The 26,785-nt window shown below is 71.2% G+C and carries 22 protein-coding genes and 1 riboswitch; of the genes, 12 read left to right on the forward strand and 10 right to left on the reverse strand.

Features of this window, described 5'->3' with window-relative positions:
- Positions 1–15: 15 nt before the first annotated feature.
- Genes nuoL through nuoN form a run of 3 tightly spaced genes read left to right on the forward strand, consistent with a single transcriptional unit; the run spans position 16 to position 5,158 of the window.
- Positions 16–1,935, forward strand: a complete 1,920-nt coding sequence (nuoL, locus tag ACF09J_RS21345) for an NADH-quinone oxidoreductase subunit L (RefSeq protein WP_392307027.1) — start codon at positions 16–18, stop codon at positions 1,933–1,935.
- A 5-nt stretch (positions 1,936–1,940) separates the two neighbouring features.
- Positions 1,941–3,512 carry an NADH-quinone oxidoreductase subunit M gene (locus ACF09J_RS21350; RefSeq protein ID WP_392307028.1) on the forward strand — a complete coding sequence of 524 codons (1,572 nt, stop codon included), beginning with the start codon at positions 1,941–1,943 and terminating at the stop codon, positions 3,510–3,512.
- Entirely contained in the window at positions 3,509–5,158 is a 1,650-nt protein-coding gene (gene nuoN, locus ACF09J_RS21355; protein WP_392307029.1) for an NADH-quinone oxidoreductase subunit NuoN, read from the forward strand. Before ACF09J_RS21350 ends, nuoN begins: the two co-directional genes overlap by 4 nt.
- A gap of 68 nt (positions 5,159–5,226) precedes the next feature.
- Here the strand turns inward: nuoN and ACF09J_RS21360 are convergent, their stop codons facing one another.
- On the reverse strand, positions 5,227–5,832 hold the full coding sequence (locus tag ACF09J_RS21360) for a Uma2 family endonuclease (protein ID WP_392307030.1): 606 nt from the start codon (positions 5,830–5,832) through the stop codon (positions 5,227–5,229).
- Positions 5,833–6,032: 200 nt separating this feature from the next.
- Here ACF09J_RS21360 and recQ point away from each other — a divergent pair, with 200 nt between their 5' ends.
- Positions 6,033–8,009 carry a DNA helicase RecQ gene (gene recQ, locus ACF09J_RS21365; protein WP_392307031.1) on the forward strand — a complete coding sequence of 659 codons (1,977 nt, stop codon included), beginning with the start codon at positions 6,033–6,035 and terminating at the stop codon, positions 8,007–8,009.
- A gap of 63 nt (positions 8,010–8,072) precedes the next feature.
- On the opposite strand, the gene ACF09J_RS21370 is transcribed toward recQ, so the two are convergent.
- Positions 8,073–9,011 carry a M56 family metallopeptidase gene (locus ACF09J_RS21370; protein ID WP_392307032.1) on the reverse strand — a complete coding sequence of 313 codons (939 nt, stop codon included), beginning with the start codon at positions 9,009–9,011 and terminating at the stop codon, positions 8,073–8,075.
- Between the two features lie 183 nt (positions 9,012–9,194).
- Positions 9,195–10,406, reverse strand: a complete 1,212-nt coding sequence (gene fahA, locus ACF09J_RS21375) for a fumarylacetoacetase (protein WP_392307033.1) — start codon at positions 10,404–10,406, stop codon at positions 9,195–9,197.
- 213 nt (positions 10,407–10,619) lie between these two features.
- Between fahA and ACF09J_RS21380 the strand changes: the two genes are divergently transcribed.
- Together ACF09J_RS21380 and ACF09J_RS21385 are read left to right on the forward strand one after the other, a co-directional pair.
- Positions 10,620–11,858, forward strand: coding sequence for an ATP-grasp domain-containing protein (locus ACF09J_RS21380; RefSeq protein ID WP_392307034.1), 1,239 nt, complete (start codon positions 10,620–10,622; stop codon positions 11,856–11,858).
- Between the two features lie 201 nt (positions 11,859–12,059).
- Positions 12,060–12,863: an HAD family hydrolase gene (locus ACF09J_RS21385; protein ID WP_392307035.1), complete on the forward strand. Its 804-nt coding sequence runs from the start codon at positions 12,060–12,062 to the stop codon at positions 12,861–12,863.
- Between the two features lie 54 nt (positions 12,864–12,917).
- Here ACF09J_RS21385 and ACF09J_RS21390 read toward each other — a convergent pair whose 3' ends face one another.
- Positions 12,918–13,403, reverse strand: coding sequence for a transglycosylase SLT domain-containing protein (locus ACF09J_RS21390; protein WP_392307036.1), 486 nt, complete (start codon positions 13,401–13,403; stop codon positions 12,918–12,920).
- Positions 13,404–13,408: 5 nt separating this feature from the next.
- A riboswitch (cyclic di-AMP (ydaO/yuaA leader) is annotated at positions 13,409–13,596 on the reverse strand.
- A gap of 483 nt (positions 13,597–14,079) precedes the next feature.
- On the opposite strand from ACF09J_RS21390, the gene ACF09J_RS21395 reads away from it, so the two are divergent.
- The 4 genes from ACF09J_RS21395 (at position 14,080) to ACF09J_RS21410 (ending at position 18,455) form a co-directional block, all read left to right on the forward strand.
- Positions 14,080–15,090 (forward strand): polyprenyl synthetase family protein, encoded by a 1,011-nt coding sequence (locus tag ACF09J_RS21395; protein ID WP_392307037.1) that lies wholly within the window; start codon positions 14,080–14,082, stop codon positions 15,088–15,090.
- Positions 15,091–15,370: 280 nt separating this feature from the next.
- Complete coding sequence (locus ACF09J_RS21400; protein WP_392307038.1) at positions 15,371–16,585, forward strand: outer membrane lipoprotein carrier protein LolA; 1,215 nt, start codon at positions 15,371–15,373, stop codon at positions 16,583–16,585.
- A 33-nt stretch (positions 16,586–16,618) separates the two neighbouring features.
- Positions 16,619–17,563: an ABC transporter ATP-binding protein gene (locus tag ACF09J_RS21405; RefSeq protein ID WP_392307039.1), complete on the forward strand. Its 945-nt coding sequence runs from the start codon at positions 16,619–16,621 to the stop codon at positions 17,561–17,563.
- A complete protein-coding gene (locus ACF09J_RS21410) occupies positions 17,550–18,455 on the forward strand; it encodes an ABC transporter permease (RefSeq protein ID WP_392307040.1) in 906 nt (301 codons plus the stop codon). Before ACF09J_RS21405 ends, ACF09J_RS21410 begins: the two co-directional genes overlap by 14 nt.
- Here the strand turns inward: ACF09J_RS21410 and ACF09J_RS21415 are convergent.
- The gene (locus ACF09J_RS21415) at positions 18,445–19,008 is read right to left on the reverse strand and encodes a DUF6668 family protein (protein ID WP_392307041.1); all 564 of its coding nucleotides are present in this window, start codon (positions 19,006–19,008) and stop codon (positions 18,445–18,447) included. The two genes, ACF09J_RS21410 and ACF09J_RS21415, sit on opposite strands and share 11 nt — an antisense overlap.
- Positions 19,009–19,188: 180 nt before the next feature.
- Here ACF09J_RS21415 and ACF09J_RS21420 point away from each other — a divergent pair, with 180 nt between their 5' ends.
- Positions 19,189–20,493, forward strand: a complete 1,305-nt coding sequence (locus tag ACF09J_RS21420; RefSeq protein WP_392307042.1) for a tetratricopeptide repeat protein — start codon at positions 19,189–19,191, stop codon at positions 20,491–20,493.
- Positions 20,494–20,502: 9 nt separating this feature from the next.
- Here ACF09J_RS21420 and ACF09J_RS21425 read toward each other — a convergent pair whose 3' ends face one another.
- The 3 genes from ACF09J_RS21425 to ACF09J_RS21435 form a co-directional block, all read right to left on the reverse strand.
- Positions 20,503–20,982 (reverse strand): VOC family protein, encoded by a 480-nt coding sequence (locus tag ACF09J_RS21425; protein ID WP_392307043.1) that lies wholly within the window; start codon positions 20,980–20,982, stop codon positions 20,503–20,505.
- Between the two features lie 102 nt (positions 20,983–21,084).
- On the reverse strand, positions 21,085–21,990 hold the full coding sequence (gene rarD / locus ACF09J_RS21430; protein WP_392307180.1) for an EamA family transporter RarD: 906 nt from the start codon (positions 21,988–21,990) through the stop codon (positions 21,085–21,087).
- 229 nt (positions 21,991–22,219) lie between these two features.
- Positions 22,220–23,074, reverse strand: a complete 855-nt coding sequence (locus tag ACF09J_RS21435) for an SDR family oxidoreductase (RefSeq protein ID WP_392307044.1) — start codon at positions 23,072–23,074, stop codon at positions 22,220–22,222.
- A 91-nt stretch (positions 23,075–23,165) separates the two neighbouring features.
- On the opposite strand from ACF09J_RS21435, the gene ACF09J_RS21440 reads away from it, so the two are divergent.
- Entirely contained in the window at positions 23,166–23,615 is a 450-nt protein-coding gene (locus ACF09J_RS21440; protein ID WP_392307045.1) for a winged helix-turn-helix transcriptional regulator, read from the forward strand.
- A 70-nt stretch (positions 23,616–23,685) separates the two neighbouring features.
- Here ACF09J_RS21440 and ACF09J_RS21445 read toward each other — a convergent pair whose 3' ends face one another.
- Together ACF09J_RS21445 and ACF09J_RS21450 are read right to left on the reverse strand one after the other, a co-directional pair.
- The gene (locus tag ACF09J_RS21445) at positions 23,686–24,765 is read right to left on the reverse strand and encodes a 2-oxoacid:ferredoxin oxidoreductase subunit beta (RefSeq protein ID WP_392307046.1); all 1,080 of its coding nucleotides are present in this window, start codon (positions 24,763–24,765) and stop codon (positions 23,686–23,688) included.
- Positions 24,758–26,686, reverse strand: coding sequence for a 2-oxoacid:acceptor oxidoreductase subunit alpha (locus tag ACF09J_RS21450; RefSeq protein WP_392307047.1), 1,929 nt, complete (start codon positions 26,684–26,686; stop codon positions 24,758–24,760). Before ACF09J_RS21450 ends, ACF09J_RS21445 begins: the two co-directional genes overlap by 8 nt.
- Positions 26,687–26,785: the final 99 nt, after the last annotated feature.

A 26,785-nucleotide genomic window follows, 5' to 3' on the forward strand; every position in this document is an offset into this window, starting at 1 on the left:
GGGGTCGGAGTAATCGTGGAGAACCTGATTGCGCTGCTGATCGCGGCGCCCCTGCTCGGAGCGGCCGTCCTCCTGGTCGGCGGCCGGCGGCTCGACGCCGTCGGTCACTGGCTCGGCACCCTGCTCGCGGCCGTCTCCTTCGTGATCGGCCTGGTCCTCTTCGCCGACCTGCTCGGCCGGAGTGCCGACCAACGGACCCTGACCCAGCACCTGTTCAGCTGGATCCCGGTGTCCGGTTTCCAGGCGGACATCACGTTCCGCCTCGACCAGTTGTCGATGACGTTCGTCCTGCTGATCACCGGCGTCGGCTCGCTGATCCACCTGTACTCGGTCGCGTACATGGAGCACGACGAGCGGCGCCGCCGCTTCTTCGGCTACCTCAACCTGTTCCTCGCGGCGATGCTGCTGCTCGTCCTCGCCGACAACTACCTGCTGCTGTACGTCGGCTGGGAGGGCGTCGGTCTCGCCTCCTACCTGCTGATCGGCTTCTGGCAGCACAAGCCCAGCGCGGCGACCGCGGCGAAGAAGGCCTTCCTGGTCAACCGGGTCGGCGACATGGGCCTGTCCATCGCGATCATGCTGATGTTCGCGACGTTCGGCACCTTCGCCTTCGGGCCGGTGTTCAGCCACGTCGGCGACACCTCCGAGGGCAAGCTCACCGCCATCGCGCTGATGCTGCTGCTCGCGGCCTGCGGCAAGTCCGCCCAGGTGCCGCTGCAGTCCTGGCTCGGTGACGCGATGGAGGGCCCGACCCCGGTCTCGGCCCTCATCCACGCCGCGACGATGGTGACGGCGGGCGTCTACCTCATCGTCCGCTCCGCCGCGATCTTCAACGCGGCGCCGAACGCGCAGCTCGTGGTCACCGTCGTCGGCGCGGTCACGCTCCTGTTCGGTGCGATCGTCGGTTGCGCGAAGGACGACATCAAGAAGGCGCTGGCCGGCTCGACCATGTCGCAGATCGGTTACATGGTGCTGGCCGCGGGCCTCGGCCCCATCGGCTACGTCTTCGCGATCATGCACCTGGTGACGCACGGCTTCTTCAAGGCCGGCCTGTTCCTCGGCGCCGGTTCGGTCATGCACGGCATGAACGACGAGGTCGACATGCGCAAGTACGGCGGTCTGCGCAAGTACATGCCGATCACCTTCATCACCTTCGGCCTCGGCTATCTCGCCATCATCGGCTTCCCGGGCCTGTCCGGCTTCTTCTCCAAGGACAAGATCATCGAGGCGGCCTTCGCCAAGGGCGGCACCGAGGGCTGGATCCTCGGCGGCGCGGCCCTGCTGGGCGCGGCCATCACGGCGTTCTACATGACCCGCGTGATGCTGATGACGTTCTTCGGCGAGAAGCGCTGGCAGCCCACTGCGTCCGACAGCGGCTCCGCCGCGGGGAACGGCAACGAGCCGCACCCGCACGAGTCGCCGAAGGCCATGACGATCCCGATGATCGTGCTGGCCGTCGGCTCGGTCCTGGGCGGCGCGTTCTTCAGCATCGGCGACCGCTTCCTGCACTGGCTGGAGCCGGTCACCGGGCACAGCGAGGGCAACTCGCCGCTCAGCGCGTGGACGGTCACCGGCGCGACGATGGTGTGCCTGGTCATCGGCGTGGCCATCGCCTGGGCGCAGTACGGCCGCAAGCCGGTCCCGGTCGTCGCCCCGCGCGGGTCGCTGCTCACCCGGGCCGCCCGGCGGGACCTGCTCCAGGACGACTTCAACCACGTCGTCCTGGTCCGCGGCGGCGAGCACCTCACGCGGTCCCTTGTCTACGTCGACCACACCCTGGTCGACGGAGTCGTCAACGGCACGGCGGCCTCGGTCGGCGGCCTGTCCGGGAGGATGCGCCGCCTGCAGAACGGCTTCGCGCGCTCCTACGCGGTCTCGATGTTCGGCGGTGCGGCACTCCTGGTCGCCGCGACCCTGCTGATGAGGGCGGTCTGATACCGATGTCCTTTCCTCTGCTGACAGCGACGGCGGTGCTCCCGGCCCTGGGGGCCGTCGCCACGGCGGCCGTGCCGGCCGCCCGGCGCACCGCCGCGAAGTGGCTCGCGCTGGTCGCCTCGCTGGCCACGCTCGCGCTGGCCGTCACCGTCCTGGTCCGCTTCGACCCGGGCGGCGCCCGGTACCAGCTCACCGAGTCCCACTCCTGGATCGCGTCGTTCGGCGTCCGCTACGAACTGGGCGTGGACGGCATCGGGGTGGCGCTGATCGGGCTGACCGCCCTGCTCATTCCGTTCGTGATCCTGGCCGGCTGGCACGACGCCGACCCGCTGGAGACCGGAAGCCGCCGCTGGCGGCCGACCCAGGGCTTCTTCGCGCTGATCCTGGCCGTCGAGGCGATGGTGATCATCTCGTTCGAGGCCACCGACGTCTTCCTCTTCTACATCTTCTTCGAAGCCATGCTGATCCCGCTGTACTTCCTCATCGGCGGCTTCGGGGACCGTGCCCACGAGCACGGCGAGGAGACGGCGTCGACGCAGCGGTCGTACGCGGCGGTGAAGTTCCTCCTCTACAACCTCACCGGCGGTCTGATCATGCTGGCCGCGGTGATCGGGCTGTACGCGGTCGCCGGGAGCTTCTCGCTCTCCGAGATCGCGCAGGCGCGCGCCAGTGGCTCGCTGCACATGGCGACGAGCACCGAGCGGTGGCTGTTCCTCGGCTTCTTCTTCGCCTTCGCGGTGAAGGCGCCGCTGTGGCCGCTGCACACCTGGCTGCCCAACGCGATGCAGGAGTCGACCGCGCCGGTCGCCGTCCTCATCACGGCGGTCGTCGACAAGGTGGGCACCTTCGCGATGCTCCGCTTCTGCCTCCAGCTGTTCCCGGAGGCGAGCAAGTGGGCCACGCCGGCCATCCTGGTCCTCGCCGTGATCAGCATCATCTACGGGGCGCTGCTCGCGGTGGGCCAGCGGGACATCAAGCGCCTGATCGCGTACGCGTCGATCTCGCACTTCGGCTTCATCATCATGGGCATCTTCGCGATGACCAGCCAGGGCCAGTCCGGGGCGACGCTCTACATGGTCAACCACGGTCTCTCGACCGCCGTGCTGATGCTGATCGCCGGCTTCCTGATCTCCCGGCGCGGCTCCCGGCTCATCTCCGACTTCGGCGGTGTGCAGAAGGTCGCCCCGGTGCTCGCCGGCACGTTCCTGATCGGTGGCCTCGCCACCCTGTCCCTGCCGGGACTCGCGCCCTTCGTGAGTGAGTTCCTGGTCCTGGTCGGCACGTTCACGCGCTACCCGGCGATCGGCATCGTCGCCACCCTCGGCATCGTGCTCGCCGCGCTGTACACGCTCGTCCTGTACCAGCGGACGATGACCGGTCCCGTCAAGCCGGAGGTCTCGGCGATGCCGGACCTGCGGGTGCGGGAACTGGTGGTCGTGGCCCCGCTGGTGGTGCTGCTGATCTTCCTGGGCGTCTATCCGAAGCCCGTCACGGACATCGTCAACCCGGCGGTCAAGCAGACCATGTCCGACGTACACAAGACCGACCCGAAGCCCGCAGTGGAGGCGGCCAAGTGAGCGGAGCAGCCGTCCACAGCCTGTGGACAACCGCGGCCGACCCGATCTCGAAGATCGAGGCGCCGAAGATCGAATACGGGCAGTTGTCGCCCACCCTGATCGTCGTGGGCGCGGCGATCGTCGGAATGCTCGTCGAGGCGTTCGTCCCGCGCAAGTCGCGCTACTACGCGCAGGTGTTCGTCTCCGTCGTCGCGCTCGCCGCCGCCTTCGCCGCGGTCGTCGCGCTGGCGGCGGACGGGTACGGCACCACCAAGGCGCACATCGCGGCCATGGGAGCCATCTCCGTCGACGGCCCCTCGCTCTTCCTGCAGGGCACGATCCTGCTGGCGAGCCTGGTCGCCCTGTTCACCTTCGCCGAACGGCGACTTGACCCGGAGGCGCACGGCAACCGCGTCGACTCCTTCGCCGCGCAGGCGGCGTCCGTGCCGGGCAGCGAGAGCGAGAAGGCCGCGGTCAAGGCCGGTTTCACCACCACCGAGGTCTTCCCGCTGCTGCTCTTCGCGGTCGCCGGGATGCTGGTGTTCCCCTCGGCCAACGACCTGCTGACCCTGTTCGTGGCCCTGGAGGTCTTCTCCCTGCCGCTGTACCTCCTGTGCGCGCTGGCCCGCCGCAAGCGGCTCATGTCGCAGGAGGCCGCGGTCAAGTACTTCCTGCTGGGCGCCTTCGCCTCCGCGTTCACCCTGTTCGGCATCGCTCTGCTGTACGGGTACGCGGGCTCGGTGTCCTACGCCCACATCGCGCAGGTCGTCGAGGGCAACGTGCCGAACATCGACCCGGCGCTCGCGGGCACCATGGGCAACGACGTGCTGCTGCTCATCGGCACCGCGATGGTCGTGATGGGCCTGCTGTTCAAGGTGGGCGCGGTCCCGTTCCACATGTGGACGCCGGACGTCTACCAGGGCGCTCCGACCCCGGTCACCGGGTTCATGGCGGCGGCGACCAAGGTGGCGGCCTTCGGCGCGCTGCTGCGGCTGCTGTACGTCGTCCTGCCGGGGATGCGCTGGGACTGGCGGCCGGTCATGTGGGGCGTCGCGATCATCACCATGCTGGGCGGTGCGATCGTCGCGATCACGCAGACCGACATCAAGCGGCTGCTCGCGTACTCCTCGATCGCCCACGCGGGCTTCATCCTCGCGGGTGTGATCGCGACCTCGAAGGACGGCGTCTCGTCCGTCCTGTTCTACCTGGCCGCCTACTCCTTCGTGACGATCGGCGCCTTCGCGGTGGTCACGCTGGTGCGCGACGCGGGCGGCGAGGCGACCCACCTGTCGAAGTGGGCGGGACTCGGCCGGCGTTCCCCGCTGGTGGCCGCCGTGTTCGCGGTGTTCCTGCTGGCCTTCGCGGGCATTCCGCTGACCTCCGGCTTCGCCGGGAAGTTCGCGGTGTTCAAGGCGGCGGCCGAGGGCGGTGCGATGCCGCTGGTCGTGATCGGTGTGATCTCGTCGGCGATCGCGGCGTTCTTCTACATCCGCGTCATCGTGCTGATGTTCTTCAGCGACCCCCACCCGGAGGGCCCGACGGTCGCGGTCCCGTCCCCGCTCACCATGACCGCGATCGGCGTGGGCGTGGCGGTCACGGTGGTCCTCGGCGTGGCCCCGCAGTACTTCCTGGACCTGGCGAACCAGGCGGGAGTGTTCGTGCGCTGAGCAGCTCCGGAACGCGGTGGCCCGGTCCCCTGGTGGGGCCGGGCCACCGCGTTCCGCAGCCTCCGGACCTACCGGCCCCCGCCGTGGCGCGTCCTGATCCCTGTGAGGTCCAGGTCCACGGAGAACGGGGTGTCCACCTTCATCCGCTGCCTGAAGATGCCCACGCTGGTGTAGGCGCCGGTCGTCGGTTCCAGCTCGAAGGCATGCACGGCGGCGCGGCCGTTCTCGTTCTCGACCCGCCAGTAGTGGGGGATCTTCGCCCGCGCGTACTTCAGCGGCTTGGTCTCGCGGTCCCGGGAGACGGAGTCCTCCGAGACGACCTCGATGGCGAGGAGCACGGCCTCGGCCGGGAACCTCGTCTGCGCCGGGACTTCGTCCACCACGTCTCCTCGTACGACGACCACGTCGGGCTCGGGCCTGTTCTGACGGTCGATGTCGATGGTGAACTCACGAAAGACCTCGTAGTCCTCTGGTGCCAGCGACTGCAAGTGCCACTTGAAGAAATCGACAGCACGCTCGTGGAAGGAGGTTTGCGGACTCACGAAGACGAGGCTCCCGTCGATCAGTTCCGTATGCGGAGGCAGATTCGGGAGGCGGTCCAGGTCGTCGGCGGTCCAGCCGCCTTCCGGCGGGGTCGGCCAGGTGGGCTTGGAGGCCTTCGGTGCGACGCTCATCAGTGCTCCCATGGGACGGAGTCTCGCGGGTGCTTTCAGGTTATCGGCCCGAAAGGGACGAGTCTCCTGCGTACGTGTGAACGACTGCCGTGTCGTTGACCTGGTGCGTCCGGGGGAACCTGTGGACAACTCCGGGGCTGTCGGTCCGGGGCCCTATCGTGGAGGCAGTGGTTGAAGGACGGTGTGCGGGGGTCGAGGCGATGGGTGGGACTGGTGGTGTCACGGAGGTGTCGGTGACGGAGAGCGAGGCGCTGGCGACACTGCGCCGGGTCTTCGGGTACGAGGACTTCCGGGGTGAGCAGGAAGCGGTCGTCGAGCATGTCGTGGCGGGCGGTGACGCCGTCGTGCTCATGCCGACCGGTGGCGGCAAGTCGCTGTGCTACCAGCTTCCGTCCCTGGTCAGGCCCGGTACGGGCGTCGTGGTGTCGCCGCTCATCGCGCTGATGCAGGACCAGGTGGACGCGCTGCGGGCGCTGGGCGTGCGCGCCGGGTTCATGAACTCCACCCAGGACTTCGACGAGCGCCGCGTGGTCGAGGCGGAGTTCCTGGCCGGCGAGCTCGACCTGCTCTACCTGGCACCGGAGCGGCTGCGCCTGGACGCCACGCTCGACCTGCTCTCCCGCGGCAAGATCTCCGTCTTCGCCATCGACGAGGCGCACTGCGTGTCCCAGTGGGGCCACGACTTCCGCCCCGACTACCTGGCGCTGTCCCTGCTGGGCGAGCGCTGGCCGGACGTGCCGCGGATCGCGCTCACCGCGACGGCCACGCACGCCACCCACCAGGAGATCACCCAGCGGCTGAACATGCCGCAGGCCCGGCACTTCGTGGCCAGCTTCGACCGGCCCAACATCCAGTACCGGATCGTGCCCAAGGCCGACGCCAAGAAGCAGCTGCTGACCTTCCTGCGTCAGGAGCACCCGGGCGACGCGGGCATCGTGTACTGCCTGTCGCGCAACTCCGTCGAGAAGACGGCCGAGTTCCTCATCCGCAACGGCGTCGCGGCGGTGCCGTACCACGCGGGCCTCGACGCGGGCACCCGCGCCGCGCACCAGTCCCGCTTCCTGCGCGAGGACGGCCTGGTCGTGGTCGCCACCATCGCCTTCGGCATGGGCATCGACAAGCCCGACGTCCGGTTCGTCGCCCACCTGGACCTGCCCAAGTCGGTGGAGGGCTACTACCAGGAGACGGGCCGTGCGGGCCGGGACGGACTGCCGTCCACGGCCTGGATGGCCTACGGTCTGAACGACGTCGTGCAGCAGCGCAAGCTCATCCAGTCCGGCGAGGGCGACGAGGCGTTCCGCCGCCGGGCCCAGTCCCACCTGGACGCGATGCTCGCCCTGTGCGAGACGGCCGGGTGCCGCCGGGGCCGGCTTCTCACCTACTTCGGCCAGGAGCCGGGTCAGGCAGGCTGCGGCAACTGCGACACCTGCCTGACCCCGCCCGAGACCTGGGACGGCACGGTCGCGGCCCAGAAGGTGCTGTCGACGGTGGTGCGGCTGAAGCGGGAGCGGGGGCAGAAGTTCGGCGCGGGCCAGATCATCGACATCCTGCTCGGCAAGCGCACCGGCAAGGTGATCCAGTTCGACCACGACCAGCTGTCCGTGTTCGGCATCGGCGACGAGCTGTCCGAGGGCGAATGGCGGGGCGTCGTACGGCAGTTGCTCGCGCAGGGACTGCTCGCGGTCGAGGGTGAGTACGGCACGCTGGTGCTGACCGACACCAGCGCGTCGGTGCTGCGCGGCGAGCGGGAGGTGCCGCTGCGCAAGGAGCCGAAGAAGCCGGCCGCCGCGCGGGCCTCGGGCACCCGGGACGACCGCAAGGCGAGGACGGCGGCGGCCGAGCTGCCCGAGGAACTGCTGCCCGCCTTCGAGGCCCTGCGCGCCTGGCGCGCCGAGCAGGCCCGTGAGCAGGGCGTCCCGGCGTACGTCATCTTCCACGACGCCACCCTCCGGGAGATCGTCTCGCTCTGGCCGACGTCGGTGGCACAGCTCGGCACGGTCGGCGGCGTCGGCGAGAAGAAGCTGGCGACGTACGGGGAGGGCGTGCTCGCGGTGCTGGAGTCGCTGGCCGGTACGGATACGGCCGGATCGGGGACGGCCGGGACAGGGACGGCTCGCACGGGCGAGCCGGAACCGGTGGAGGACCTGCCCGAGCCGGAACCGGACGACTGGATATAGACGACTGGATATAGCGGGCTGGAGACAGCCGCGCCGCGCGGGTCGCGGCGACCGGTCCGCTGCTCAGCCCAGTGCCGTCAGGCCCGGGGCGAACGTGATCAGGAGCGGGAGCAGGGGCACCAGGGCCGCGACCGCCGTGGTCAGCGCCCGGCGCCCGCGGTCCAGCCGCGGCGGGGGCTCCAGCAGGCGGTCCACCCGCTCGCTCAGCAGCCGGTTGCTGGAGGAGCAGGACAGCACCCCGCGGTGCTGGTTGAGCTCGATCAGCGCGAGGGCCGTGGTGAGGTGGCCGTGGCGGCGGGAGGCCGTGTCGTCGGCGGCCAGTTCCACCAGGCGGTGGTTCTGCTCGCAGAAGTGCGTGAACAGCGGGATACGCGGAAAACCGGTCGCCAGCGCGGTCGACAGGTGCAGCAGCCAGTCGTGGTGGGCGCGGGCGTGGCCGCGCTCGTGGGCGAGGACGGCGTCGAGCTGGTGGCCGGTGAGCCGGTGCAGGGCGCCGGTGGTGACGACGAGCTGGGGCGGGTGACCGGGCATCCACCAGGCGTCGGGGTACTCGTCCTCCAGCACCAGCAGCGGTCCGCGGGCCGCCGGAAGGCCCGCGGGCAGATCGGGGGCGCGTTCACGCAGATGCGCGCGGGCCAGGCCGCGCCGGCGCCGGGCCTCGACGAACTCGCGGGCGAGCATCGCGGTGGTCCAGGCGGCCCCGCCGGCCAGCAGCAGGGTGAGGCCGGCGGCCCAGGCCGGTGCCACCGACAGGTCGTAGGCGGCCGTCACGGCCGGCGGCGCGGGGGCGAAGACCTGGTCGTGAACGGTGCCGAAGACGGCCGCGGTGCCCAGCACGAGCCCCGCGAGGCAGCACAGCAGGACGGTGGCGACCAGGCACTGCCACACCCACAGCGCGACGACGGGCTCCCGTTCGGGCCACCCCGCCCGGGCCAGTGTGCGGGGGACCGGCACGGCGAGCGTCAGGGCGACGGCGCTCAGCAGGAGCAGGCAGGCGGTCATGCCTCGGACTCCGGATCCTCGTGGGAGGTGGGCGGGTGTCGGGGTCGTGCGGTGAAGCGTGCTGTGCGGCCGGCCGGCGCGCCGGGCGCGCGCGGCCTGCCGCCAGTATGACGGCCGCGGGACCGGGAGTCAGGGGTGCGCGACCATCAAATCCCCGCGGCGCAAGGGCCGCAGGGCCTTGGTTCAGCCCGAGACGATCCGGCCCGTCACCTCTCCGAGCCCCACCCGTGTGCCGTCGGCGCCCGGAGCCCAGGCCGAGAGCGTGACCACGTCGCCGTCCTCCAGGAACGCCCGCTTGCCGTCGGGGAGTTCCAGAGGCTCGCGGCCGTTCCAGGTCAGCTCGAGCAGCGAGCCGCGTTCGCGCTCGGACGATCCGCTCACCGTGCCCGAGCCGTACAGGTCGCCCGTGCGCAGGGACGCGCCGTTGACCGTCATGTGGGCGAGCTGCTGCGCGGCTGTCCAGTACATGGTGGAGAACGGCGGCTCGGACACCGTATGACCGTTGATCGCGACGGAGATGCGCAGGTCGTAACCTCCGGGCTCCTGCGCGGAGTCGTCGAGGTAGGGCAGCAGCGGGTGCGTCCGCCGCGGCGGGGCGACCCGCGCCTCCTCCAGCGCGTCCAGCGGAGTGATCCACGCCGACACCGAGGTGGCGAAGGACTTGCCGAGGAACGGCCCGAGCGGGACGTACTCCCAGGCCTGGATGTCGCGCGCCGACCAGTCGTTCAGCAGGCACAGCCCGAAGACGTGCTCGCGGAAGTCGCCGAGCGCGACCGGCTGCCCCATCGGCGAGGGGGTGCCGACCACGAAGCCGACCTCCGCCTCGATGTCCAGCCGGACCGAGGGGCCGAACACCGGCGCGGGGTCCGTGGGAGCCTTCCGCTGGCCCGACGGGCGCACCACGTCCGTGCCGGAGACCACCACCGTGCCGGAGCGGCCGTGGTAACCGATGGGCAGGTGCTTCCAGTTGGGGGTCAGCGAGTCCTCGGCGTCCGGGCGGAAGATCTGCCCCACGTTCCGGGCGTGGTTCTCCGAGGCGTAGAAGTCGACGTAGTCCGCGACCTCGAAGGGGAGGTGCAGCGTCACCGAGGACAGCGGGTGCAGGAAGGGCGCGACGGTCTCCCGGTGGGCCGGCACGGTCACCCACGACGTCAGCGCGCGCCGCACGTCGGACCACGCGGTGCGACCCGCGGCCAGCAGCGGGTTCAGGTTCGGCCGCGCGAGCAGGTCGGCGTACGGCGAACCGAGCGCCCGCGCCGCCGCCCCCGCGTCGAGCACGTGGTCGCCGAGCCGGACGCCCACGGTCCTCTCCGGCGACCCGGCGCGGGAGAAGACGCCGTAGGGAAGGTTGTGCGGACCGAAGGGGTCGCCCTCGGGGACCTCGAAGGGGGGCATGGGGTGCTGCCTTCCTTTCCGAAATGCCATGTGGTCGGGCCACACGTTACGGGGGCATCGCATGTCTTGGGCAGTGCCTAAAGAGTTTGCAATGTCCGAATTGGTCTTGTGGGAGGGGGCAATTCCGGCTTAGCGTCCTCTGGGGACGCGGACGGGGTGGGTCCGCTCAATGGGGGACACGTGGGGGGACCCGTGGCCAGGAATGCCGTCAGTGTGCCTTTCCGGGCCGACCGCGAGGTGCCGGGCCTGATCGTGAAGTTCGGCGACTACCCGCTGCACCATGGCGGGGTGGGAGCGATCCGCAGTCTGGGCCGTCTGGGCGTGCCCATGTACGCGATCACCGAGGACGCCTACACGCCGGCGGCCTCCTCCCGTTATCTCAAACGCGCGTTCGTGTGGCCGACCAGGGGCACGGAGGGTGCGGACCGTCTGGTGGAGGGGCTGCTGCGGATCGGACGCCGCATCGGCCGGCCCGCCGTCCTGGTGCCCACCGACGAGGAGGCCGCGGTCCTGATCGCGGAGCACCAGGAGGAGCTCAGGGGCCCCTTCCTCTTCCCGCCCGTCGCCCCCGGCCTGCCGCGCCGCCTGGCCAGCAAGCAGGGCCTGCACGAACTGTGCGTGGAGCACGGCATCCCGAGTCCCGAGGCCGCCTTCCCGCAGACGTACGACGACATCGTGGCGTTCGCCGAGAGGACCCGTTTCCCGGTGGTGGCCAAGAATCGCGAGGCGTTCGTGCGGCGCAGCAGCCCCGCGGTGAACGGCACCACGAGGATCAACAGCCGCGAGGGCCTGCTGGCCCTGGCCCGCGACTGGGGCGAGCAGCCCGGAGTGATCCTCCAGGAGTACCTGCCGAGGGAGGAGGCCGAGGACTGGATCGTGCACGCCTACTTCGACCGGAGTTCCACCCCGCTCGCGATGTTCACCGGCGTCAAGGTCCGTTCCTGGCCGCCGCACGCGGGCATGACGGCGAACGCGTACGTCGTCGACAACCCGGAACTCGCCGACCTCGCCGCCCGGTTCATCAAGCAGATCGGCTTCACCGGCATCGTCGACCTCGACCTGCGTTTCGACCGGCGGGACGGGCGGTACAAGCTCCTCGACTTCAATCCGCGCATGGGCGCGCAGTTCCGGCTCTTCGAGAGCGAGTCGGGCGTGGACGTCGTGCGTGCCATGCACCTCGACCTGACCGGGCGCCCCGTCCCGGAGGGCGAGCAGCGCACCGGCCACCGCTACGTCGTGGAGAACATCGACCTGCCCGCCCTTCTCGCCTACCGCCGCAGCGGCTACACCACACCGCACGCGCCGGCGAGGGCGAGCGGCACGGAACTGGCCTGGCTGGCGGGTGACGATCCGCTGCCGTTCCTCACGATGCTCGCCCGTTTCGTGCGGCCGGGCGCGCGGCACCTCTATCAGCTGTGGCGGACCAACCGCCGTGGCGGCACGACCGGTTGAGGCGGAGCACGACCGGGCGGGCTGCCGTCCCGCCGCCCGAACCGCCCCGCGGCCGCCCACCGCGGCGGCGCACGGTCGAGTACCGCCTCGCGCACGGCGCGAAGGTCCCTCACCCGAAGGGCAGTTGAGGAAAGGCGGCCTGAAGCGCGGTCGTCCGGCTCCGGTCGAGTCGGTGGGCCGGGGCATCCGTATTCTCTGATCATGGCCGCCCTCGCATACACCCTCATCGCCACCGACCTGGACGGGACGCTGCTGCGCGGCGACGACACCGTGTCCGAACGGTCCCTCGCCGCGCTCGCGAGGACGGCGGCCGCCGGCGCCCGGCACCTCGTGGTGACCGGACGGCCGGCGCCGAGGGTGCGGGAGCTGCTCGGCGTCCTCCACACCACGGGCCTCGCGGTGTGCGGTCAGGGCGCACAGCTCTACGACGCCGGCAGCGACCGTCTGCTGTGGTCGGTCACCCTGGACCGCGAGCTGGCGGAGACCGCGCTCGGCAAGATCGAGGCCGAGGTGGGGGAGGTGTACGCCGCGGTCGACCAGGACGGGGTCGAGGGGCTCACGCTCATCGAGCCGGGGTACCGCATGCCGCACGCGGCGCTTCCCGCCGTACGGGTCGAGCGGCGCGACGAGCTGTGGCGCGCGCCCATCAGCAAGGTGCTGCTGCGTCACCCGGAGCTGTCCGACGACGAACTGGCGGCGGCGGCCCGCGGTGTGGTGGGGCCCCTCGCCACGGTCACCATGTCGGGCCCCGGGACCGTGGAGCTCCAGCCGTGCGGCATCACCAAGGCGACCGGACTGGCGCTGGCCGCCGAACACCTGGGACTGGGCCGCGAGAGCGCCCTCGCCTTCGGCGACATGCCCAACGACATCCCGATGTTCCAGTGGGCCGCCCGGGGGATCGCCATGGCCAACGCCCACCCCGAACTCAAGGCGGTGGCCGACGAGGTCACGACGTCGAACGAGGACGACGGCATCGCCGTCGTCCTCGAACGACTGTTTGTCTAGTGCCGCGGCACTGGTGCCGGGGCACCAGCCGGTGTGGAGCCGGCCGTGGTCCGGTCAGTAGGCGCCGTTGACGTTGTCGATGGAGCCGTACCGCTTGGCCGCGTAGTTGCAGGCGGCCGTGATGTTGGCGACCGGGTCGTAGATGTTCCAGGACGTCCCGTTCACGTGGTAGGCCCGGAAGGTCGGGTCGATGACCTGGAGCAGGCCCTTGGACGGTATGCCCTTCTTGGCGTTGGAGTCCCAGAGGTTGATGGCACGCGGGTTGCCGGAGGACTCGCGGATGATGTTGCGGTGGATCCCGTTGTAGGAGCCCGGGATGCCCTTCTGCGCCATGACCGCCAGGGAGGCGCGGATCCAGCCGTCGAGGTTGTTCGGGTAGCCGAAGCTCGCGGCCGTCCGGACGGTGGCGGGGGTCGCCGCGGACGCGCTCGTCGCGCCGAGCAGCGGCACGGCGAGGACGGCTGCGCCCGTGCCGGTGACGGCGAGGGTGCGGACGAGGCGGGCGGTGCGGGAAGAGCGGCGCTGACCGTTTGCAGGCATGGGGGAATTCCTCTCCGTCGCCTGCGAGGTGAGCTGTCGGGTTCGGGCGGGGAGGTGCCCGGCCGCGCCCTGTTGGGCGCGGCTTCACCCCGAGCCGTTCCGGTGCGGCGTACGACGTAGGACGTACGAGCCCGGTCCGGCGGCTTACCTGGGTCCCCCGCTCCTGCCGTGGTTCATTCGGTCGTTGGGATGACGGGCGGCGGCAGGATTCGGCGTCCGCCCGATGGCCGGGAACGTATGCGAGAGCACATGTCCCGAACAAGTGGCGGAATCACACATCGTCCTATTTGACCTTGGTCTGGGGTGTATGTGGTGCTTGATCCTTTGCGTCCGCCAACGCTCAACTCCGTTGGGCGTAAAGGGAATGTGAAGGGATGAGAGGGGTGGTGCGGAGAGGAGGTGAAGTGACCCAACTCACGGTTTGGGTGCCCGAAGGGCAATTACCACTAAAGAGAATTGAAACCCCAATAGGGGCGAATCGGACTTCGAGTGTGAGCGTGGATGGGCCATGTGGCCGACGCGTGACGGTGGTCACGTCGGGTGATGTGGCCTGACCCGTATAGGTGGGCGATATCGGTGATCGAAACGTGACCGGATACGCTGACTTGAGTGAGGGCAGCGACGTATCGACAAACCGTGTAATCCCCAGCAGACACCAGCAGACAGGAGACCCCTCGTGACCGTCGTCGGGCCATTCGGGCTGAGCGTGCGGGACCAGGCTCTCGAAGCCGATGTCCAGGCCGGATTGGCGGCTGTCGAGGAAGGGCTGCTCGAAGCCACCAAGAGCGAGGTCCCGTTCATCACGGGGGCCGCGCAGCACCTCGTCAAGGCGGGCGGGAAGCGGTTCCGGCCGCTGCTCGTGATGCTCGCGTCCCAGTTCGGTGACCCGTACGCGCCGGGGATCGTGCCGTCGGCCGTGGTGGTGGAGCTGACCCATCTGGCCACGCTGTACCACGACGACGTGATGGACGAGGCCGCCGTGCGCCGCGGGGTGGCCAGCGCCAACACCCGCTGGGGCAACTCGGTCGCGGTCCTGACCGGCGACTTCCTGTTCGCCCGCGCCTCGCAGATCCTCGCCGACCTCGGCCCGGAGGCCGTGCGGGTGCAGGCCGTGGCGTTCGAACGGCTGGTCACCGGTCAGATCCTGGAGACGGCGGGCCCGCAGGACGGCCGGGACCCGGTCGACCACTACCTGGACGTGCTGGGCGGCAAGACCGGATCGCTGGTGGCGGTGTCGTGCCGGTTCGGCGCGATGATGTCCGGCGCCGACGAGACCGTCGTGGACGTGCTGACGCAGTACGGCGAGCGGCTGGGCGTCGCCTTCCAGCTCGCGGACGACGTCCTGGACATCGCCTCCGACTCGCGCGAGTCGGGCAAGACCCCCGGCACCGACCTGCGCGAGGGCATCGCCACGCTGCCGGTGCTGCGGCTGCGCGAGCGCGCCGCCCGGCTGGGGCTGCCCGAAGACATCGCCCTGTGCGAGCTGCTGGACTCCGACCTGACCGACGACGCGCGGCTCGCGGAGGCGCTGGGCGCGCTGCGGGAGCATCCGGCCCTGGAGCAGGCCCGACGGGACACCGTGCGCTACGCCAAGGAGGCGCGGGCCGCGCTGGCGCCGCTGCGGGAGTGCGAGGCGAAGGCCGCGCTGCTGCAGATGTGCGACGCGGTGGTGCACCGGGCCGGCTGACGCCCGGTTCCCCGACCTGCCCGGACGCCCCGCCGGCGGCCCCTTCCGAGCGGCGCTCTCCAGGCCTACCCCTACGGGGTGGGGAGGCGTCGCCCTTTGTGTGTCATACCGCAGGCGTACACGGAGTTGGCTCCGGGGTCTGACGCTTTTGCCCGGCCGATTTGGTCAGATGGAGACCACGGACCACACCACTCCTCACCGATCTGGGTGAGAATGGCGGCTGAGGGTGAGACCCCAGTGCAGCAGGACAGCCGCCGCCGATGACGGAGGTAGGGCACACATGGCACCGAACGGATCCGAAGCCGACGACCTGCGCGCGGGGCGCCGCAAGGCCGCGCGCTACGTCGTCCCGGTCACGGTGGTGGGGGTGGCCGCGGCGACCATCGGGCTCGTCCCGGCACTCGCCGCGTCCGGCGACCCCGACCTGCCGAAGATCACCGCACAGCAACTCATAGAGAAAATCGCCAAGTCGGACGTCGAGCAGCTGTCCGGCACGGTCAAGATCAGCACCGATCTCGGTCTGCCGAACCTCGGCGGCCTGGAGAGCGGCCTCGCGTCCGGCGCACTCGGGGGCGGTGACGGTTCGTCGGCCGACCCGGCGTCAAAGCTGCCCGAGCTGGCATCCGGTACGCACACCCTGCGCGTCGCCGCCGACGGCGAGGACCGGCAGAAGGTCTCCCTGATCGAGAGCGCCGCCGAGTACAGCCTCATCCACAACGGCAAGGACGTCTGGGGCTACGACAGCAAGTCGAACGAGGTCTTCCACGGCACGGCCGCCGACAGCGGCAAGAAGCACCGGGACGAGGTCCCCGCCACGCCCAAGGACTTCGCCGACGAGGCCCTGAAGTCGGTCGACGACACCACCTCGGTGAAGGTCGACGGCACCGCGCAGGTCGCCGGCCGCGACGCCTACAAGCTGGTCATCGAGCCGAAGCACGCCTCCGGCACCACGGTCGGCGCGATCAGCATCGCGGTCGACGCCAAGACCGGACTGCCGCTGAAGTTCACGCTCACCCCGGCGAGCGGCGGCGCCGCCGTGGTGGACGCGGGCTTCACCCGGATCGACTTCGCCAGGCCCGCCGCCTCGACCTTCGACTTCACGCCGCCCAAGGGCGCGAAGGTCACCGAGGAGAAGGACGCTGGGAAGGACGCCGGAAAGGGCGCCGAGCGGAAGGCCGGCCCGGGCCGGCAGTTCCACGAGCCCGGCGCGCAGGAGAAGGGCCTGGCGGAGAAGGGCCCGGAGATCCTCGGCAAGGGCTGGAACTCCATCGCCGTGATCGACACCGGCACCAAGGGCGGCATCCCGTCGTCCGCCGGCAAGGGCGAGCTGGGCGGGTTCCTCGACTCGCTCGGCGACCAGGTCAGCGGCACGTTCGGCAAGGGCACGGTCTTCTCCACCCGCCTGGTCAACGCGCTGATCACCGACAACGGCAAGGTGTACGTCGGTGCCGTCACCAAGGACACGCTGGTGAAGGCGGCCGACGCCGCGAAGTGAGCACGCGCCGGACACGAGGGATCGGGGGAGCCGATGGACGAAGCGGATGACGGCGTCATCCACACCCGCGGGCTCACCAAGCGCTACCGCGGCGGACAGCTCGCCGTCGACGGTCTCGATCTGACCGTCCCGGCGGGCAGCGTCTTCGGCTTCCTCGGCCCCAACGGCTCCGGCAAGACCACCACCATCCGCATGCTGATGGGGCTCATCGAGCCCACCTCCGGCACGGCGCGGGTACTGGGGCACCCCATGCCCCGGTCCTCGCCCACCGTGCTCCCGCAGGTCGGCGCCCTCATCGAGGGCCCGGCCCTGTACGGCTTCCTCTCCGGCCGGGACAACCTGGTGCGTTACGACGCCGCCGACCCGACCGCCGACCCCCGCACCCGGCGCGCCCGGGTCGCGGCCGCCCTGGACCGGGTGGGCCTGACGGCCGCGGCGGGCAAGAGGGCCAAGGCCTACTCCCTGGGCATGAAACAGCGCCTGGGGCTGGCCGCCGCGCTGCTCCAGCCGCGCAGACTGCTCGTCCTGGACGAGCCGACCAACGGCCTCGACCCGCAGGGCATGCGCGAGATCCGCTCCCTGGTCCGGGAGTTGGCCTCGGACGGCACGACCGTCTTCCTCTCCTCCCATCTGCTGGACGAGATCGAGCAGGTGTGCACCCACGCGGCCGTCATGGCGCAGGGACGGCTGATCACCCAGGGAGCCGTGGCGGAGCTGGCCGCCGGTGCGCGCGGCCGGCTGGTGGTGACCACGCCCGACACGGGGGAGGCGGCCCGGGTGCTGAAGGAACAGGGCGTCGGCGACGTCGCCGTGGGCGAGGACCGGGTGACCGGTGAACCGCCGGAGCGCGACCTCGCCGACGTGAACGCCGCGCTGGTGGAGGCAGGCGTGCGCGTACGCGGCTTCGGGGTCGAACGGGCCTCGCTGGAGGACGCGTTCGTGGCACTCACGGGGGAGGGCTTCGATGTCGCGGGCTGAGGTCTCACCGGGGCGGGCCGCGGACCCGGCCGTCCGCGCCCCGGGCCCGCTGTGGACCTTCGGGCTGCTGCGCAGCGAGCTGGTGACCACCTTCCGGCGCTGGCGCACCCTCGCGCTGCTGGGCGTGCTGGCCGGAGTGCCGGTGCTGGTGGGGGTGGCCGTCAGGATCGAGACGAGGGGCGGTTCGACCGTCGGCGGTGGAGGCGGCGGAGGCGGCGAGGGACCGGCGTTCATCGCGCAGGTGACCAACAACGGACTGTTCCTGGTCTTCACCGCGCTGGCCGCCACCCTGCCGTTCTTCCTGCCGATGGCCGTGGGCGTGGTCGCGGGCGACGCCGTCGCCGGGGAGGCGAACGCCGGCACCCTGCGCTATCTGCTGGTCGCCCCCGCCGGCCGTACCCGCCTGCTGCTCGTCAAGTACGCCACGACCATGGCCTTCTGCCTGGTCGCCACCCTGGTGGTCGCCGTCTCGGCGCTCCTCGTGGGCGCGCTGCTGTTCCCGCTCGGCGATCCGACGACCATCTCCGGCACGCGGATCAGCTTCGCCGACGGACTGGTCCGGGCCCTGCTGATCGCCCTCGTCGTCGCCGCGTCTCTGATCGGGCTCGCCGCCCTCGGCCTGTTCGTCTCGACGCTGACCAGCAGCGGGATCGCGGCGATGGCCACGACCGTAGGTCTGCTGATCACCGTTCAGATCCTCGACCAGATACCGCAGCTGCACGCGATCCAGCCGTACCTCTTCCCGCACTACTGGCTGTCGTTCGCCGACCTCATGCGCGAGCCGGTCTACTGGGACGGCCTGGTGAAGAACCTGGAGTTGCAGGCCCTGTACGCGGCGGTGTTCGGCTCGGCGGCCTGGGCACGGTTCACGGCGAAGGACATCACGGCGTAGGCGCGGCCCCCGCGGTCCCCGGCCGTGCGCCTCCCGCCCCGGTGAGACGGGCCAGCGGCTCGGTCTCGCGCGGCGGCGCTCCGCTCAGGTCGCCCAGCCGCCAGGCCTCCACCCACGGGACGCGGTAGACGTCGATCACGGACTCGATCGGCTGCACGCGCTGGGCGAGCCGCCTCGGCAGCCGTCCCGGCGCGTCCGCGACGAGCACCACGGCGTCCAGGTCGAGTCCGGCGGGTGCCTCGCCCCTGCGGAAGATCTCCAGGGCCCGTACCACGGCGTCCAGCCCGGCCGCGTGGGTCCTGGCCACCAGCAGCACCGACCGGGGAGCACCCGGCTCCGGCCAGGCGCGTCCGCAGTCGTGGCCGCCGTAGACCGCCGCGAGCGTGGTCGTGCCCGCGCCGCCGTGGGTGGCCAGCCAGGAGAACCGGCGGGGCGTGACGGGACGGCCGGCGGGCCGCTCGGGACCGCCCTCCCGTCCGCCGGGCTCGGCGGGGGCGTCGGTCACCGGTCCGCGAATCCAGATCTCCGGCCCCTGTCGCACGCCTGGCCGCATGCCCGTCCCTCTTCCGTGTCGCGTTCCGACGATCGTCGCCCGCGGAACGTTACCCGGGTCACAGGAGTGCGGTTCCTGGTGCGAGTCTGTGACGTCGTGGTGACGCGGGGAGGGCAGGCGGGCGGAGAGACTCGAATGTACGTTGACGACCGGATGGCACTCATCCGAGTGAGGGAACCGATGTCTCGACTGAGCCGCGGGAAGAAGCGGGAACACGAGCACGCCGTGCGGCCGGCGGCTCCCGTGGCGACGCCGGTCGCCGTCCATGTGCCGGTGGACGGCGCCGGGGCCTCGGTCGGCGGCGTACCGGTCCACCCGGCTGCCGGCGAGGAGATCCAGCAGACCGTCCTGAACCACCTCCACCGCATCGCCCTCGCCTGCGGCCACGCCGTCCTCGCCACGGTCACCGACGAGCGCATCGGCTACGTCGTCCCCCTCCAGGTCCACCCCGACGGCGCCAGCGCGTTCGCGGCGGAACCCCTGCACACGGCACCGCCGGACCCGCCGGCCGCGCCGCCCGGCGAGAGCGCGCCCGCTTTCCCGCCGCCGCCGGTTCCCCAGCCGCCGGCGCCGGCCGGTGAGGCCGCACCCACGTTCGTGCTGCGGACCGTGCCGGAACCGGCGGGTGACACGCCCTTCGGTACGGCCGTCGCCCCCACGGGGGTGTTCGGCCCACCACCGGTGATGGACGCGAGCCCGGCCGACGCGAAGGCGCGCCCGGAACCGGACGCGCCCGCCGACGGGGTCCTTGCCCCCGCCGACGGGGTCCCGGCGCCCGGCGACCAGGCCCCTGCCCCCGGCGCAGCCGCGCCCCACCGCCGGCATCCGGACCCCGGACCCGACCGGGCTGAACCCCACCTGTCCGAACGCGGCCCCCACCCGGCCGAACCCGACCTGGACGAGCCCGGGCCCGAGCCCGACCCCAAGCCCACCCCCACCCCCGCCCGCGGGTTCGACGCCGTGGCCGAGGCGGTGCTCGGGGAGGATCCCAGGACCGCGGCCGGTGAAGCGGGCGTCGTCCTGCTCGCCGAACCCCTGGCGCGGGTCAACGAGGCCGTGAAGGAGGGCCGGATCGAGGAGGCGGCGACCCTGGCCGAACGCACCGTCGCGGAGGCGTCCGGCACGCTCGGCCCCGAGCACCCCGAGGTGCTGCGGGCGCGCGAACTCACCGCCTACATCGCCTATCTCGCGGGCGATCCGCTCCGTTCCTTCGGCATCTCCCTCGGCCTCGCCCGCATCCGTCACCGTGCCGGGGACACGGAGGCGGCCTACGGAGACGTGCAGAGCGCGGCCGCCGCCTGGCGCGCGGTCCGCGACCCCGAGCAGGGCCTGAGGCTCGGCCGGGACCTGATCGGCCTGTGGACCGGACTCACCGCCGAGAACGGTCCCGCCGCCGACGACATCGAACAACTGGAGTCCGCCCGCGCCCGCATGGGCCGCCTGGCCGACCGGGCCCGCAAGGCGGCACCGCCGCCCACGAGCTGACCCGGCGTCCTACACCAGGCAGAAGACGTTGCCCTCCGGGTCCTCCATGACCACCCACTCCCCGGCGGGCTCCCGGACCTGCCGCAGCACGCGAGCCCCGAGTGCCGTCAGCCGCTCCACCTCGTCCGCACGCCGGTCCTCGCCGGGGTGCAGGTCGAGGTGGAGCCGGTTCTTGCCGGCCTTGGACTCCGGCACCCGCTGGAACAGCAGCCGTCTCCCCAGACCGGTGCCGCGTTCCTTGTCGTACGGGTCGTCGGGGTGCCGTACGCCGATCAGGTCCCGGAAGGCCGGGCGGCCGTGGAACTCGACGGTGGCCTCGCCCGGCAGCGCCCCGAGCTCCAGCAGTCGCTCGACCAGCGCGCTGTTGTCCTCCACCGCGTAGTGCAGCGCGGCGGCCCAGAAGTCGGCCTGTGCGTGCGGGTCGGTGGCGTCGATGACGAGCTTCCAGTGCAGCGGGGCGGGCGCGGCGTCCGTGGGTGTCCGAGTCATGCACCAGTTATATGCGAGGGCCCGCCCAGGCGCTGGAACTTACCGGAGTTGGGGACGGGAGGGAGCGCCGACTCGTCCCGCGGCCGGTGTCCGTGGCAGCGGCTACGCGTCCACCGGATCGGCCGTCGTCGTCGCCGCCGGCGCGGGCCGGGAGGCGGCGAGCCGGGCCCTGTCCCGTGCCGCCCGCCGGGCCATGCGCAGGCCGTCCCAGGTCAGCATGGTCAGCGCGAGCCAGACCAGGGCGAAGCCGGCCCAGCGCTCGGCCGGCATGGACTCGTGGAAGTAGGCGACGCCGAGCAGGAACTGGAAGACCGGGGCCATGTACTGCAGCAGGCCGAGCGTGGACAGCGGCACCCGTATCGCCGCCGCGCCGAAGCAGACCAGCGGCAGCGCGGTGACGATGCCGGTGGAGGCGAGCAGGGCGGCGTGCCCGGCGCCCTCGGCGGCGAACGTCGACGTGCCGTGCGCGCCCAGCCACAGCAGATAGGCCAGAGCGGGCAGGAACTGGACCGCCGTCTCGGCGGTCAGCGACTCGATGCCGCCCAGGTTGACCTTCTTCTTCACCAGCCCGTAGGTGGCGAAGGAGAAGGCGAGGCAGAGGGAGATCCACGGCGGGCGGCCGTAGCCGATGGTGAGCACGACGACCGCGGCGAGGCCGGTGCCGACCGCCGCCCACTGCACGGGCCGCAGTCGCTCCTTGAGGAGCAGCACGCCCATCGCGATGGTGACCAGCGGGTTGATGAAGTAGCCGAGCGAGGCCTCCACCACGTGCCCGCTGTTGACGGACCAGATGTAGACGCCCCAGTTGACGGTGATTACCGCGGCCGCGAGGACGACGAGGGCCAGCCTGCGCGGCTGGCGCAGCAGTTCGCCGGCCCAGGCCCAGCGGCGTACGACGAGCAGGGCCACGCCGACGAACGCGAGGGACCACACCATGCGGTGGGCGAGGATCTCGATCGCCCCGGCGGGTTTGAGCAGCGGCCAGAAGATGGGGACGAGGCCCCACATCCCGTAGGCGGCGAAGCCGTTCAGCAGTCCTGTGCGCCGCTCACCCCTCGGCTGCTCGCTCACTGGTTCCTCCTTCGTGCCCGGCCGCGTGCCGTGCGGCGGGCATCAAAGAAGGTAGCGCCACGCGCCCCCGCCTGTCATGTCCGTATCGCCAAACGGTCATGACGGGTGGGTGACGGTTTCTCCAGGGGCTTCTCCGGCGGTTTCTCCGGCGTTCCCCCGGTGTCGCTCAGCCCGCCAGCGCCGCGGTGATCGCCTCCGAGACCGGGCTGGTGGGCCGGCCGGTCAGACGGGACAGGTCGCCGGAGGTGACCACCAGCTCGCCCTTCTCGATGGAGGCGTCCACGCCCGCCAGGATCGCGGCGATCGGCCCGGGCAGCCCGGCGCCGGCCAGGACGCCGGCGAACTCCTCGACGGTGACCGGGTTGGACGTGATCGTCCTGCCGGTCTGCCGGCTCAGCTCGGCGGCGTACTCGGCGAGGCTCCACGCCTCGTCCCCGCCCAGCTCGTACGTCCGGTTCTCGTGGCCCTCGCCGGTGAGGACGGCGACGGCGGCGGCCGCGTAATCGGCGCGCGAGGCGGAGGAGATACGCCCCTCGCCTGCGGCGTGGACGACGGCGCCGTGCTCCAGGACGGGGGCGAGCTGCTCGGTGTAGTTCTCGTGGTACCAGCCGTTGCGCAGCAGCACGTAGGGCACCCCGGAGGCCAGCAGGGCCTCCTCGGTGCCGCGGTGGTCGTCGGCGAGGGCGGCCTTCAGGGGGCCGGGGGCGCTCGTGTAGGCGAGCAGCGCGACACCGGCGGCCCGGGCCGCGTCGATGACGACCCGGTGCTGCTGGACCCGGCCCTTGTCGAACTCGTTGCCGGAGATCAGCAGGACCTTGTCGCCGGCCGAGAACAGACCTTCGAAGGTCTCGGGCGCGTTGTAGTCGGCGACCGCGATCCGCACCCCGCGCTCGGCGAGAGCGGCGGCCTTCTCGGGGCTGCGCACAACAGCGGTGACCTGGCCGGCCGGAACCTTCTCCAGCAGTTGTTCCACGACGTGGCGGCCGAGGTGTCCGGTGGCTCCGGTGACGACGATGCTCATGACGGAAGTCTCCTTGTGGGGGTGCCTGTGCCCCCACGCTAGGAGAAGCACTATCTCTTCGAAAGTACCCACTTTGAAGTAAGGTACTGACATGGCGGTAAGTGCAGGAGCGAGTACAGCAGGAGTGAGGACAGCCGGAGTGGCCAGGGACGCCGCCGACGCGGCGAGCTGCCCGTACCGGCTGGTCCTGGAGCACGTCACCAGCAGGTGGGGGGTCCTCGTCCTGATCGAGCTGCTGGAGCGGCCGCACCGCTTCAGCGAGCTGCGCCGCGCCGTCGGCCGGGTCAGCGCGGCAGGCGTCAGCGAGAAGATGCTCACCCAGACGCTGAAGACCCTGGAGCGCGACGGGCTGGTCCACCGCGACGCCAAGCCCGTGATCCCGCCCCGGGTCGACTACTCCCTCACCGGCCTCGGCCGGGAGGCCGCCGAACAGGTACGGACACTCGCGCTCTGGACCCAGGAGCGCATGGCGGACGTCGAGCGGGCCCGGCGGACGTACGACGAAGCCCGCAGGGCACAGGACGAGGCCCGGCGGGCATGAGACGAGGCCCGGGTCGCGCGGACCCGGGCCTCGTGAGACCGGAGCAGCCGGGGCTGTCCGGGCGGGCGGCTCAGCCGACGACCGTCCAGGTGTCCCCGCCGGCCAGCAGCGCGGCCAGGTCGCCCTTGCCCCGCTGCTCGATCGCCGCGTCGAGCTGGTCGGCCATCGCGGTGTCGTAGACCGGGCGGTCGACGGACCGGAAGACACCGATCGGGGTGTGGTGGAGGGTGTCGGGGTCGGCCAGCCGGGACAGCGCGAACGCCGTGGTCGGGGAGGCCGCGTGGGCGTCGTGGACCACGATCTCGGACTCGTTGGCCGGGGTGACGTCCACGACGGACAGGTCACCGGTGCGCGGGTCGCGGACCACACCGCGCTCGCCGTCCGTGCCGAAGCGGATCGGCTGCCCGTGCTCCAGGCGGATCAGCGCCTCCTGGGCCTGCTGGCGGTCCTTGAGGGCGTCGAAGGCGCCGTCGTTGAAGATGTTGCAGTTCTGGTAGATCTCGATCAGCGCGGTGCCCGGGTGGGCGGCGGCCTGGCGCAGCACCTCGGTGAGGTGCTTGCGGTCGGAGTCGATCGTCCGCGCCACGAAGGACGCCTCCGCGCCGATCGCCAGCGAGACCGGGTTGAAGGGCGCGTCCAGCGAGCCCATCGGCGTCGACTTGGTGATCTTGCCGATCTCGGAGGTGGGGCTGTACTGGCCCTTGGTCAGGCCGTAGATCCGGTTGTTGAACAGCAGGATCTTGAGGTTGACGTTGCGGCGCAGAGCGTGGATGAGGTGGTTGCCGCCGATGGACAGCGCGTCGCCGTCACCGGTGACGACCCACACCGAAAGGTCGCGGCGCGAGGTGGCCAGGCCGGTGGCGATGGCGGGGGCGCGGCCGTGGATGGAGTGCATCCCGTAGGTGTTCATGTAGTACGGGAAGCGGGAGGAGCAGCCGATGCCGGAGACGAAGACGATGTTCTCCCTGGCCAGTCCCAGCTCCGGCATGAAGCCCTGGACGGCCGCGAGGATCGCGTAGTCGCCGCAGCCGGGGCACCAGCGCACTTCCTGGTCGGACTTGAAGTCCTTCATGGACTGCCGGGCCTGGGCCTTCGGCACCAGGGTGAGCGCCTCGGCCGTGCCCGTGCCTTCCGTGGACGTCTCAGCCATCGATGGCCTCCTTGAGAGCCGTGGCGAGCTGCTCCGCCTTGAACGGCATGCCGTTGACCTGGTTGTACGAGTGCGCGTCCACCAGGTACTTCGCCCGGACCAGGGTGGCGAGCTGGCCGAGGTTCATCTCGGGGATCACCACCTTGTCGTAACGCCCCAGGACCGCGCCGAGGTTCTTCGGGAAGGGGTTGAGGTGGCGCAGGTGGGCCTGCGCGATGGACTCCCCGGCCGCGCGCAGCCGGCGCACCGCCGCCGTGATGGGCCCGTAGGTGGAGCCCCAGCCCAGGACGAGGATGCGCGCGCCGTCCGGGTCGTCGACCTCGACGTCGGGGACCTCGATGCCGTCGACCTTGGCCTGCCGGGTGCGCACCATGAAGTCGTGGTTGGCGGGGTCGTAGGAGATGTTGCCGGTGCCGTCCTGCTTCTCGATGCCGCCGATGCGGTGCTCCAGGCCCGGCGTGCCCGGGACCGCCCACGGGCGGGCCAGGGTCTTGGTGTCGCGCTTGTAGGGCCGGAACACCTCGGTGCCGTCGGCCGTGGTGTGGTTCGGGCCCTGCGCGAACTGCACGCGCAGGTCGGGCAGTTCGTCCGGCTCGGGGATGCGCCAGGGTTCGGAGCCGTTGGCGAGGTAGCCGTCGGAGAGCAGGAAGACCGGGGTGCGGTAGGTCAGCGCGATCCGGGCCGCCTCCAGGGCCGCGTCGAAGCAGTCCGCCGGGGTGCACGGGGCGACGACCGGGACCGGCGCCTCGCCGTTGCGGCCGTACATCGCCTGCAGCAGGTCGGCCTGCTCGGTCTTGGTGGGCAGGCCGGTGGACGGCCCGCCGCGCTGGATGTCGACCACCACCAGCGGCAGCTCCAGCGACACCGCAAGACCGATCGTCTCGCTCTTGAGCGCCACGCCGGGGCCCGAGGTGGTGGTCACCGCGAGCGACCCGCCGAAGGCGGCCCCGAGGGCGGCGCCGATGCCGGCGATCTCGTCCTCGGCCTGGAAGGTCCGCACACCGAAGTTCTTGTGCTTGGACAGCTCGTGCAGGATGTCCGAGGCCGGGGTGATCGGGTAGGAGCCCAGGTACAGCGGCAGGTCCGCCTGGCGGGAGGCCGCCACCAGGCCGTAGGCCAGGGCCAGGTTCCCGGAGATGTTGCGGTACGTGCCGACGGGGAAGGCCTTGGCGGCCGGGGCGACCTCGTAGGAGACCGCGAAGTCCTCCGTCGTCTCACCGAAGTTCCAGCCCGCCCGGAACGCGGCGATGTTCGCCGCCGCGATGTCCGGCTTCCGGGCGAACTTCGTCCGCAGGAACTTCTCCGTGCCCTCCGTGGGCCGGTGGTACATCCAGCTCAGCAGGCCCAGCGCGAACATGTTCTTGCTGCGCTCGGCCTCCTTGCGGGAGAGGTCGAACTCCTTGAGGGCCTCGACCGTCAGGGTGGTCAGCGGCACCGGGTGCAGGTGGTAGCCGTCCAGCGAGCCGTCCTCCAGCGGGGAGGCCTCGTAGCCGACCTTCTGCATCGCGCGCTTGGTGAACTCGTCGGTGTTGACGATGATCTCCGCGCCCCGCGGCAGGTCGCCGACGTTGGCCTTCAGCGCGGCCGGGTTCATCGCGACCAGCACGTTCGGCGCGTCCCCGGGGGTCAGGATGTCGTGGTCGGCGAAGTGCAGCTGGAAGGAGGACACACCCGGCAGGGTTCCCGCGGGGGCCCGGATCTCGGCCGGGAAGTTCGGCAGCGTCGACAGATCGTTCCCGAACGTCGCCGTCTCCGAGGTGAAGCGGTCACCGGTGAGCTGCATACCGTCACCCGAGTCACCGGCGAACCGGATGATCACCCGGTCCAGGCGGCGGACGTCCTTCGTTCCGGCCACCCTGCGCTGCTCCCCTACGACGGCACCATCGGCCTGCTCCGCTGGACTGCTGACCTGGCTGGTCACTGAACTGGACCTCCTTCGAGGCTGCTGTGTGGGAGCGGCCTTCCCGAAGACCTTCCCCGGCTTCAACCCTACGACCGCGAGGGTCGCCTTCCCGGCATC

Origin of the sequence: Streptomyces sp. NPDC014889 (assembly GCF_043081205.1) — a bacterium.
Classification (GTDB): Bacteria; Actinomycetota; Actinomycetes; order Streptomycetales; family Streptomycetaceae; genus Streptomyces.